We start from the raw sequence: 10794 nt of genomic DNA, 5'->3' as shown, positions 1-10794 counted from the left end.
CTGATTGCCAGTCATGATCAATATGTAGGTGAAAACTGTGATGTTTTATATCAGATCGAAGATCAGCATTTAGTTTTAAAAAAAGATCAGTGCAAAGAAATTAATGAACAAAAATTAAAAGATGCTACCAAAATTGATAAACATTTCTATAAAGTATATCGTAAAGGTAATCGTAAGATATCAAAACTGATCATGAATATAATTTATACAATAATGATCACTGTTTTAGCTGTTTTACCATCTGTATTGTCTAATTTTCTAACGAACTTAGAATTATTAAATCAAATGTATGCCAGTGATGAAATCTTAGTAATTAATACTAATGAAGTATTACCACAAGCAAAATATGACCAGGTTAATGTAAAGTTTAATCAGGATCAAATTAATTTACTTAGGGAAATTGACAATGTTGAAAGTGTCAGCAATTACTGGCAGTTAAATGCTACGTTTGAAAATAAAGACGTTACAATTGTTTCTAAAAGTTCGCTTGATAAACCGGTTATACCATCATCATTAGCTAAACAGGTAGATACCAACTTAAAAATCCAAGCATATCTGGCTTTAGAAAATCAAATTTATGATTTTGCTTTTACAGTTGATGATTATGAAGTAAAAGACTTTTATAATGATACCGGTATTAAAGGGGAAATAATCTATGTACCTGTTTCAATGATCGATGAAATGTGCCTGAAAAAAGGGATCAAATTAAGCAGTGCTGTAAATGTAAAGTGTAAAAATACTGAGGATATAGAAACAACAGTAATAGAAATCCAGCGCTGGTTTACAAACGCAACAGTTTTTTCAACAGGGATGAACTACCGTCAGCAAATCAGAAATCTTAAAAATATTGAAGATATTATGGTGATGTTGAAAGTAAGTATCAGTATTGGGGTACTAGTAATTGTTTATTTGATTCAAACAATGGAAAATAAAAATCGGGAATTGGAAATTTGTAATTTAAGGATCAATGGAATTGATCAGCGGGCATTTTATTACTTATATTATTATGAAAATATTCGTTTGATTCTGGCTACTTTATTATTAACGATGATTAGTTATTTTGGTGTTTGTTTTATTTTTGGTTTAAAGATGGGTGCAATTGATTTATTATTAATTTTATTAGAAACTTGTTTTTATCTAATAATAACTAGGATCATTCCATTATTGATTACGATTAGACAAATTTTTGTAAAAGAAATTGCTGCAATTTTACGGTCAAATAGTTAATATGTAGAAATTAGTAAAATACTAATTTCTATTTTTATTATAATTATAAGGTTAAAAAGGTCATCAAAAAGATGACCTAAGTAATTATTGATTTTGTAATACTTGTTTAAATAATAAATCAAATTCGGGTTTACTTCTTTTTAAACTAACGGGTTTACCGTCTTTAGACATAAAGCAATGTCTTGAACTGCCAGTAGTACACAATTTATTGTCCTGGTTATAGATTTCGTATTTTAAAGCAAAGCGAACTCCAGTATAATCAGTAACGGCTACTTTGATGGTTGCCTGATCATCAAAATACATCATATTTAAATACTGACAGTTTACTTCAAGTACCGGAGAAATAATTCCTTCACTTTCCATTTGTTTGTATGGTAAACCGATTTGGTTCATATAATCAATACGGGCTTCTTCAAACCAGCGAATATAGTTGGAATGGTGAATGATGCCCATTTGATCAGTTTCGTAATATTTGGCTTGATGAATATATGGTTTGATCATAATAAGTTAAATTTTTCTCCTTTATAATTGATTTTAATAATGTTGTGATATTGGATTAATGGTAATTGTTGCAGTGCCTGGTGCATTTTTGATATACTTTCAGTAAAATGCATTGGCAAGACATATTTAGCTTCGATATTTTCTAAAATATAATTCATTCCCCAGGAAATAGATTCTTCTAAACGGGGATCTAAAGCAGTCATCAATAAATCGAATTTGATTGATTTGATTTTATTGATTTCCTGTTTAAAAGTAACTTCCTGATACTGATTATCTTGATCTGGTTCCCCAATCCAGTGCCACCAGTGTAAATCACCGCCATGATAGATATTTTTATTTTCACAAGTTACGACAAAAGCAACGCCTAAATCAGTTGATAGTAAAGTTTTAATGTTTAGATCATCAATTTGATAGGTTTCATTTGGTTTTACTTTAATACCTATATTATTGATCCCCTCATCAATAATATAAGTAATATTAGGATGATTAATTTGATATATTTTAGGGTTGTAGTGGTCATAATGATTATGGGAAACAAAAATATATAAAGGCTTGTTAGGGTTTAATGCCGGTAAAGTGCCCTGGTAATAATCAAATAATAAAAGATGATCGACTAATTCAACTAAAAATCCACTGTTATATAAATAAGTAACTTCCATTTTTACCTCCAAAAAAAGGGAGAATTATTCTCCCTCATCATAGTTTGCAACATTATGGAAGATTTGATCAACATCATCACAATCATTAAGATTATTCATTAATCTTTCAAATAATTCCATATCTTCGCCTTCAAGTTCTACTGTTTCTTGAGGAAGAGTTTGAATTTCATCAATTTCAAAATCAACATCTTCTTTGATTCCTTCAATAGCTTCCTTGATTTTATTTAAATCAGATGGTTCCCCAATTACTTTAATTGTTCCATCATCTTCACTAACAATATCTCTAGCATCAATTTCGCTCATAACTAAAGCATCTAATACCGCTTCTTCATCTAAACCTTTGAAGCTGACAACACTAATAACATCATATTGATAAGCAACCGAACCTTCATTACCTAATTTAGCTTTAGATTTAGTAAAAGCAGGACGAACTTGTGAAATAGTACGATTAATATTATCAGTTAAACATTTAACAATCAATGTTGCACCACCACCAGCGTAACCTTCAAATACTTTTTCTTCATAATTTTCAGTAACACCGCTTTTTACTTTATCAATTGCTCTTTTAATAACATCAGCAGGTACTTGTTCTTTTTTTGCTTTTTCAATTATTCTTCTTAAAGCTAGGTTTCCATCAGGTTCTGGACCACCAGCTTTAGCTATCAAGTAAATTTCTTTACCATAACGTGAGTACAATTTAGCTTTTTTAGCTGCTGTTTTTGCCATGGCAACTTTACGCACTTCATGTGCTCTACCCATAAATAATTCCTCCTTAAAGTGATAAATTCTTTTAAATTATACACTTATCATCTAATATTATCAAGTACGATTTATTGATCAAAAAAACTTGATTAATAAACTATAAATCTTAATAAAGTTAAGCTTTATTAAGGATTCTTAAACCCTAAAATAACAACCTTAAAATAAAAGATTATTCGCCTTGAAAAGAAATAAGTTTATGCTATAATCAAGGCAATGTACGAGGAGATTTTCAAATGAAAACAACAATTATTATTGGCGGTGGAGCTAGTGGACTATTATGTGGCCATGAATTAATTGCTCAAGGCCATCAGGTGCTTATTTTGGAACAATCGAATAAAGCCGGAAGAAAGATCTTAGCTAGCGGTAATGGACGCTGTAATTTATCAAATACAAATTTAAAGATGAAATATTATAATACAACTGATCAAAGGATTGCCAAGATTATTCATGATTTTAATGCGCAAAGATATTTTGAACGAATTGGGGTTAAAGTAAGACGGGTAGGTAATTTGTTGTACCCATATTCTAATCAAAGTTTAACAATCAAAAATGCATTGATCAATAATTTTAACGATTCGACTTTAATTGAAAACTGCCAAATCAATGAAATCAAAAAAACTAAAAAAGGTTATATGGTAAAAACTGATAGTCAAGAATATTTTGGTAATAATGTAGTTATTGCAACCGGTTCACCGGCATCTTTATTATCTGGCAATCATAATTATGATCTAGTTAAACAGCTAGGACTTAAAATGACTAAATTATATCCTAGTTTAGTCCAATTAAAAACTAAACCGGCTTATCGTAATTTAAAAGGAGTACGGGTAAAATGTCGCGCTAGTTTATTGGTCAATGGTCAAATGATTGAACAGCTTGATGGTGAAGTGCTGTTTAGTGATTCGGGTTTATCGGGAATTTGTATTATGCAGTTATCAAGATTATTATCACATTATCAGGGTTTAAAAGAGATTTCTTTAGACTTGTTACCTGATTATAGTGATCAGGAGTTAAATAAATATTTATCCTGGCGGAAAAAAAGTTTTGGAAATTATTATTTAGAGGGTATTTTTAATGATAAATTAGCGAAAGTTTTAAATCAGGTTGCTAATTTAAAAGATTGGCGTTTTGTCATTAAGGATACTTATGGAATTGAAAAAGCCCAAGTAATTAGTGGTGGCGTTAGATTAGATGAAATTGATGATAATTTGGAAGCAGTTAAATATCCTAATCTTTATTTATGTGGTGAGGTTTTGGATGTGGATGGTGATTGTGGCGGTTATAATCTGCACTTTGCTTTTGCTTCGGGTTATCATGTTGCTAAAACAATAATTGATAAGGAGAGATTAGATGTTACAGATTAATAATGTTAAAGTTCCTTTACATATTGATGATTATCGTAAAATCATTTCACAACAATTAAATATTTCTAAAAATAAAATAAAAAACGTAAAACTAGTTAAACAGGCAATTGATGCTAGAAGAAAAAATAAAATTCATTTTGTTTGTGCTTTTACTTTTGAAGTTGAAAACGAAGAAGCAATGCTAGCTAAATATCCTCGTTTAACAAAAGTAAAACCCTATCAGTATTCAAATTTTAAACCAACTGATCAACATGTTGTCGTTGTTGGCAGTGGGCCGGCAGGATTATTTTGTGCCTATAATTTAGCTCGTTTTCATCAAAAAGTTACTTTGATAGAACGCGGTCAGCCAGTTGAACAGCGTCAAAAAGATATTGATGATTTCTTTGTAACTGGTAAACTAAATATAAACAGCAATGTTCAATTTGGTGAAGGTGGAGCGGGTACTTTTAGTGACGGTAAGCTAACTACTGGGGTCAAAGATTTTCGTAAACGGTTTATTTTAGAAACCTTTGTCGAAAATGGAGCTAAAGAAGATATTCTTTATTCTAATAAACCGCATATTGGTACTGATTATTTAATTAATGTTGTAAGAAGGATGCGACAAACGATCATTAATAATGGTGGTAAAGTATTATTTGATACTAAATTAGTTGATCTTGAAATTGAAAACAGCTGTTTACAACAAATTGTTGTGGAAACTAATGGTAAAAGAAAAGTTATGGCAGTTGATAAATTAGTTTTAGCGATCGGTCATAGTGCTCGGGATACTTATGAAATGTTATATCAAAGAGGCATGGAAATTTACCAAAAACCGTTTGCGGTTGGTTTCCGCATTGAACATTTGCAATCATTTATCAACGAACATCAATATGGAAAATATGCAACTCATCCAAGACTTGGTGCTGCTGATTATAAATTAGCAGTAAAAACTAGCAGTGGTCGCGGTGTTTATACTTTTTGTATGTGTCCTGGCGGCCAGGTAATTAATTCAAGCAGTGAAGCTAACGGATTAGTTGTAAATGGTATGAGCAATCAGGCTCGTGATGGTAAAAACGCCAATAGTGCTATTTTGGTAACGGTTGGACCGGAGGATTTTAATAGCAATCATCCTTTGGCGGGAATGCTATTCCAGCGTGATTTAGAACAAAAAGCTTTTAAATTAGGTGGTAGTAACTACCATGTACCAGTAATGCGTGTTGAAGATTATTTAAATGATAGTTTGGATTTAATGATGGATCAGGTAAAATGCAGTGTCTTACCAAAGGTTAAATACACTAATTTAAATGAGTTATTTCCTGATAATTTAAATCAGGCTTTAAAAGAAGGACTAACTTTGATGGAACAAAAGTTTTCCAACTTTACTAAAGATGCAATGCTTAGTGGAGTTGAATCACGTTCTTCATCACCAATTAGATTTTATCGTGATGAAAATTATCAAAGTAATATTAAAAATATTATGCCAATTGGTGAGGGTGCTGGCTATGCAGGCGGAATTATGTCTAGTGCAATTGATGGTCTAAAATGCAGTGAACAAATCTTACAAAAAATAGATGATGCAGGTAAAGAAAAATGAAAGTATCGACATTAAAATTAAAAAAACGTCATCATAGTTTAAGACCAACTCGACAAATTGCTTTAAGCTTTTTATTAGTAATTTTAATTGGCTCAATTTTATTAACGTTACCAATCTGTAATCAAAAAGGAGCTACATCGTATTTAAATAATTTATTTGTAGCAACTTCAGCAACTTGTGTAACGGGCTTGATACCAGTTGTTCCTAGTGAACAATATAATTTATTTGGACAAATAATCATCATTATTTTGATTCAAATTGGTGGTTTAGGATTTTTAACTTTTTTAAATCTATTGATCATCATGATTAAAAAGAAATTATCTTTAACTAATAAAGTAGTATTGCAAGAAGCTTTTAATCAGCCAACTTTAGATAATCTGCCAAAGTTTGTAAAAAACGTCATCAAATATACATTTATTGTTGAAGGAATTGGAGCTTTATTATTAGCATTAGTTTTTATTCCTGATTATGGAATGATCAAAGGAATTTACTATTCAATCTTTCATAGTATTTCGGCTTTTTGTAATGCTGGTTTTGATGTTTTGGGTAGTAATTCATTAATTAATTATCAAACTAATGGCATTATTAATCTAGTCATTCCTGGTTTAATTATTATGGGTGGTTTAGGTTTTATTGTCTGGTTTGATGTTGCTAATTGCTTTAAAAAAGAATTTAAGCGACCAGCTAAATTTAGTAAAAAGCATTTATTTAAAAGCTTTTCTTTACATACTAAATTAGTTTTAATTGTAACGATAATTCTTTTAATAGCAGGAACAGGATTATTTTATTTATGTGAATATCAAAATCCCCAAACGATTGGAAATTTAAATTTATTGGATCAATTACAAATATCCTGGTTCCAATCAGCAACCTTACGAACAGCAGGTTTTGCTTCTGTCGATATGGCTGGTTTAGCACCAGCAACAAAATTCATGATGTGTGTGATCATGTTTATTGGCGGTTCACCAGCGGGAACTGCGGGTGGAATCAAAACGGTAACTTTTGCTTTAGGAATCTTAGAGGTCTATAATATTTATCATGGACGTAAAGAAGTAACTGTTTTTGCACGAAGAATTCCAAAGCATTTAATTGTTCGTTCTTTTGCAATTATTTCAATGGCTTTATCATTAGTCATGATTAGTATTTTTATTTTAACATTAACAGAAACAGCTAGTTTTATTGATATTTGTTTTGAAGTAGTTTCTGCTTTGGCCACAGTTGGTTTAAGTGCTTCATTAACCCCTTCTTTAACAAGTATTGGTAAGATCGTAATTATTATTTTAATGTATATTGGTCGGATTGGACCAATTACCATGATGATTTCTTTTGCAAGAAAATCATATTTAAGAGCAGGAAAGAAAGAAGTAAAATATCCTGATGGAAATATTTTACTAGGATAATGAGGTGGAGTATGGATAAACAATATGCAGTATTAGGTTTAGGAATTTTTGGATCAACGGTGGCAACTACATTAGCTAGTCATGGCTTAGAAGTTATTGTCATGGATCAAGATCCCGCATGTGTTGAACGAATCGCTGATGAAGTGACCAAAGCAGTAGTTGGCGATGTAACTGATATTGAAGAGCTGCAAGCAGCTGGTATTGGTGAATGTGATATAGCTATAGTGGCAATTGGAACCCATTTAGAAGAAGCCGTTCTAGCAACGATGAATTTAAAAGAACTAGGAGTTTCCTATGTTATCGCCAAAGCTAAAAATAAACAGTTCATGAAAATTTTAGAAAAAGTCGGTGCTAATCGAGTTATTAGAGCTGAAAAAGATATGGGTATCAAAGTAGCAAAAAGTTTACTAAGAAAAAATATTATTGATTTAGTAGAATTAGATGAAGATTATTCACTAGTTGAAATCAAAGCTCCTAAAGACTGGATTGGTAAGAACTTTGTAACTTTAAATATTCGTCGTGTTTATGGGATGAATGTAATTGGGGTAAAACATGGACAAGATGGTAAATTATCTTTAGATGTTGTTCCTGAATATCGTATTGAAGATGATGATTATTTCCTAGTCATTGGTAAAACTAAAGAATTAGAAAGATTTGATTATATGAGAAAATAGAACGCAAAATGTTCTATTTTTTTTTAATTATTTCTTTATTTTATTTTAATGTGTAAAAGATTAATGGTCTTAAAAATATAAATATTAACAAGGAAAAGTAATATTTTTGATATTAAAATTGTATTAAGATTAGAATAAATTATCATTAATTTATGAATTGTTATGATATTGTAAAGTTTGTTTAAGAAAGGTTGCAAGATGTCTAAAAATGTGGCAAAATTGTCTACAAAGTAGATCAAGGGGGAAGTTTTTTTACTATGAATATTGTTATTTTGGGTGCTGGTAAAGTTGGGAAAACTTTAATCAAGCATATGTCCAATGAAGACCATGATATTGTAGTCATTGACACAAATGGACAAAAGATTGATGATGTCGTTAATCAATATGATGTAATTGGTGTTGTTGGTAATGGTGGTTCATACGATATTTTAAGTGAAGCTGGAGTTGAAGATGCCGACTTAATTATTTGTGTGACAGCTTCTGATGAATTAAATATTTTAGCGGCTTTGATTGCTAAAAGAATGGGAGTTCATCATACAATTGCAAGGGTACGTAACCCTGATTATTTAAGACAACGGGATTTTATGCGTGATCAGTTAGGATTATCAATGATTATTAATCCTGAATTAGAAGCTGCTAGTGAAATTAGAAGAGCTTTAGCTTTTCCATCCGCAGTAAAAGTAGAAACTTTTGCTCGTGGAAAAGTCGAATTGGCAGAGTTTTATGTTAAAGAGAATAGTAAAATGGTTGGAATACCATTAAGTCAATTAAATCAGCTTTCTAAAACAAACATTCTAGTCTGTGCGGTTAGTCATAACGAAGAAGTAACTATTCCTGATGGTAATTATATTATCAAAGCTGGAGATCACTTACATATTACTGGAGCTCATCGTGATTTAGTGAGATTTTGTTTGGATGTTGGTCTTAACACTCAACGAGTTAAAAATGTTTTAATTGTTGGTGGTGGTAAGATTGCTTATTATTTGACTAAATTCTTAGCGGTAGCGGGAATTAAAGTTAAGATTATCGAAAAAGATTTTCAACGATGCCAGGAATTATCAAAAAAATTACCATTTGCAACCATTATTTATGGTGATGGCAGTGATGAAGAACTATTGTTAGAAGAAGGAATTGAAAATACTGATGCATTTTTAGCTTTAACAGGATTAGATGAAGAAAATGTTATTTTATCTTTATATGCTAAAAATTTGTATAATCGAAAAACAGTTGCTAAAGTTACAAGAATGAATTATACAGGTTTGACTGATAGTTTAAAAGTAGATAGTATTGTAGCTCCAAAGCAAATTATTGCTGGTCAAATAGTTCGCTATGTTCGGGCTAAAATGAATAAAGATGATGATTCTAGTGTAAAAACTTTATATAAATTAGTTGATGGCGAAGTTGAAGCTAGTGAATTTATTGCTACTGGAAAAATTAAATTCTTAGGTAAAACTTTAAATGACTTAGAATTAAATAATAATATTTTAATTGCAACAATTTCTCGTGGGGATGAAATTATTGTTCCTAAAGGAAATACAACGATTGAAAAAGATGATCATGTAATTGTAATTTCTAAGAACATAACATTAAAGAGTCTTAATGATATTATAAGGAGTTAATTAAGATGAATAGAAGAATGATTGTTTATGCGATTGGAAAACTATTGATGATCACTGGTTTATTGATGTTTATACCAGTATTAGTGTCTTTAATATATCAAGAAAAAATTGGAATTTATTATGGAATTGTTGGATTGCTGATTATTCTTTTGGGATATTTAGTTTCTTATAAAGTTCCTAAGAAAAAAAATATCTATGCTCGTGAAGGATTTGTAATCGTTGCTTTAAGCTGGATCTTAGTTTCCTTGGTTGGTGCAATACCCTTTTGTTTAAGTGGTGAAATACCTTCATATATTGATGCTGTTTTTGAAATGGTGTCTGGTTTTACCACTACTGGATCTTCAATTTTAACTGATGTTGAGGCCTTAAGTAATACTAATTTATTTTGGCGTAGTTTTTCCCATTGGGTTGGTGGAATGGGGATATTAGTATTTGTAATTGCTTTTATTCCGATTGCTTCAGGTCGTTCATTACATATTTTAAAAGCTGAAGTACCTGGCCCAGTAGTTGGTAAATTAGTATCCAAAGTACGTTTGACAGCTAGGATTTTATATGTGATCTACGCTGTTTTAACGGTTGTTTTAATTGTTTTGTTAGTAATTGGTGGGATGCCTTTATTTGATAGTATGTTGACAGCTTTTGGAACCGCTGGGACAGGTGGTTTTGGAATTAAAAATAGTAGTATTGCTTTTTATGATAGTGCTTATATCGATACGGTATTGACGATATTTATGATTTTATTTGGAGTTAACTTTAACTTAATTTATTTTGTAATTATTGGTAAGATCAAAGAAGTAATGCGAAGTGAAGAATTACGCTGGTATTTATTAATTATTTTTGCAGCAATTGCCTTAATTACTATTAATATTTTACCAATGTATGATTCGATTTTATCGGCAATTAGATATTCTAGTTTCCAAGTAGGTTCGATTATTACAACAACTGGATATGTAACAGCTGATTATGGTAAATGGCCAGTTTTTTCACAAACTATCCTATTAGCCTTAATGTTTATTGG

10 protein-coding genes are annotated in these 10794 nt (G+C 30.6%); 7 read left to right on the top strand and 3 right to left on the bottom strand.

Annotation, left to right across the window (positions count from 1 at the left end; genetic code table 11):
• Window positions 1-1227 (top strand): hypothetical protein (locus J7M77_RS13160; RefSeq protein WP_296879328.1); only part of this gene is annotated, 1227 nt, incomplete at its 5' end.
• An 84-nt stretch (window positions 1228-1311) separates the two neighbouring features.
• Here the strand turns inward: J7M77_RS13160 and J7M77_RS13155 are convergent.
• Genes J7M77_RS13155 through J7M77_RS13145 form a run of 3 tightly spaced genes read right to left on the bottom strand, consistent with a single transcriptional unit; the run spans window position 1312 to window position 3146 of the window.
• Window positions 1312-1728 carry a thioesterase family protein gene (locus J7M77_RS13155; RefSeq protein WP_296879326.1) on the bottom strand — a complete coding sequence of 139 codons (417 nt, stop codon included), beginning with the start codon at window positions 1726-1728 and terminating at the stop codon, window positions 1312-1314.
• A complete protein-coding gene (locus J7M77_RS13150; protein ID WP_296879324.1) occupies window positions 1725-2387 on the bottom strand; it encodes an MBL fold metallo-hydrolase in 663 nt (220 codons plus the stop codon). Before J7M77_RS13150 ends, J7M77_RS13155 begins: the two co-directional genes overlap by 4 nt.
• A gap of 24 nt (window positions 2388-2411) precedes the next feature.
• The gene (locus J7M77_RS13145) at window positions 2412-3146 is read right to left on the bottom strand and encodes a YebC/PmpR family DNA-binding transcriptional regulator (RefSeq protein WP_296879322.1); all 735 of its coding nucleotides are present in this window, start codon (window positions 3144-3146) and stop codon (window positions 2412-2414) included.
• A gap of 236 nt (window positions 3147-3382) precedes the next feature.
• Between J7M77_RS13145 and J7M77_RS13140 the strand changes: the two genes are divergently transcribed.
• The 6 genes from J7M77_RS13140 to J7M77_RS13115 all read left to right on the top strand — a co-directional run.
• Entirely contained in the window at window positions 3383-4510 is a 1128-nt protein-coding gene (locus tag J7M77_RS13140) for an aminoacetone oxidase family FAD-binding enzyme (protein WP_296879320.1), read from the top strand.
• A complete protein-coding gene (locus tag J7M77_RS13135; protein ID WP_296879318.1) occupies window positions 4497-6083 on the top strand; it encodes an NAD(P)/FAD-dependent oxidoreductase in 1587 nt (528 codons plus the stop codon). Before J7M77_RS13140 ends, J7M77_RS13135 begins: the two co-directional genes overlap by 14 nt.
• The gene (locus J7M77_RS13130) at window positions 6080-7483 is read left to right on the top strand and encodes a TrkH family potassium uptake protein (protein ID WP_296879316.1); all 1404 of its coding nucleotides are present in this window, start codon (window positions 6080-6082) and stop codon (window positions 7481-7483) included. The genes J7M77_RS13135 and J7M77_RS13130 overlap by 4 nt, the downstream gene beginning before the upstream one ends.
• A gap of 11 nt (window positions 7484-7494) precedes the next feature.
• Complete coding sequence (locus J7M77_RS13125; protein ID WP_296879314.1) at window positions 7495-8157, top strand: TrkA family potassium uptake protein; 663 nt, start codon at window positions 7495-7497, stop codon at window positions 8155-8157.
• 257 nt (window positions 8158-8414) lie between these two features.
• Entirely contained in the window at window positions 8415-9776 is a 1362-nt protein-coding gene (gene trkA, locus J7M77_RS13120; protein WP_296879312.1) for a Trk system potassium transporter TrkA, read from the top strand.
• Window positions 9777-9781: 5 nt separating this feature from the next.
• Window positions 9782-10794 (top strand): TrkH family potassium uptake protein (locus J7M77_RS13115; protein ID WP_296879309.1); only part of this gene is annotated, 1013 nt, incomplete at its 3' end.

Origin of the sequence: Thomasclavelia sp. (genome assembly GCF_017889095.1) — a bacterium.
In the GTDB taxonomy this organism is placed as follows: domain Bacteria; phylum Bacillota_I; class Bacilli_A; order Erysipelotrichales; family Coprobacillaceae; genus Thomasclavelia.
Note: the sequence above shows the minus strand (reverse complement) of the source record. Positions and strands in the feature narration are given on the sequence as shown.

What these genes read in the sequence shown, in the direction of transcription:
- J7M77_RS13145 (WP_296879322.1), bottom strand. Translation starts at nt 3,146, where the DNA reads ATGGGTAGAGCACATGAAGTGCGTAAAGTTGCCATGGCAAAAACAGCA.
- J7M77_RS13135 (WP_296879318.1), top strand. Translation starts at nt 4,497, where the DNA reads ATGTTACAGATTAATAATGTTAAAGTTCCTTTACATATTGATGATTAT.
- J7M77_RS13150 (WP_296879324.1), bottom strand. Translation starts at nt 2,387, where the DNA reads ATGGAAGTTACTTATTTATATAACAGTGGATTTTTAGTTGAATTAGTC.
- J7M77_RS13140 (WP_296879320.1), top strand. Translation starts at nt 3,383, where the DNA reads ATGAAAACAACAATTATTATTGGCGGTGGAGCTAGTGGACTATTATGT.
- trkA (WP_296879312.1), top strand. Translation starts at nt 8,415, where the DNA reads ATGAATATTGTTATTTTGGGTGCTGGTAAAGTTGGGAAAACTTTAATC.
- J7M77_RS13155 (WP_296879326.1), bottom strand. Translation starts at nt 1,728, where the DNA reads ATGATCAAACCATATATTCATCAAGCCAAATATTACGAAACTGATCAA.
- J7M77_RS13125 (WP_296879314.1), top strand. Translation starts at nt 7,495, where the DNA reads ATGGATAAACAATATGCAGTATTAGGTTTAGGAATTTTTGGATCAACG.
- J7M77_RS13130 (WP_296879316.1), top strand. Translation starts at nt 6,080, where the DNA reads ATGAAAGTATCGACATTAAAATTAAAAAAACGTCATCATAGTTTAAGA.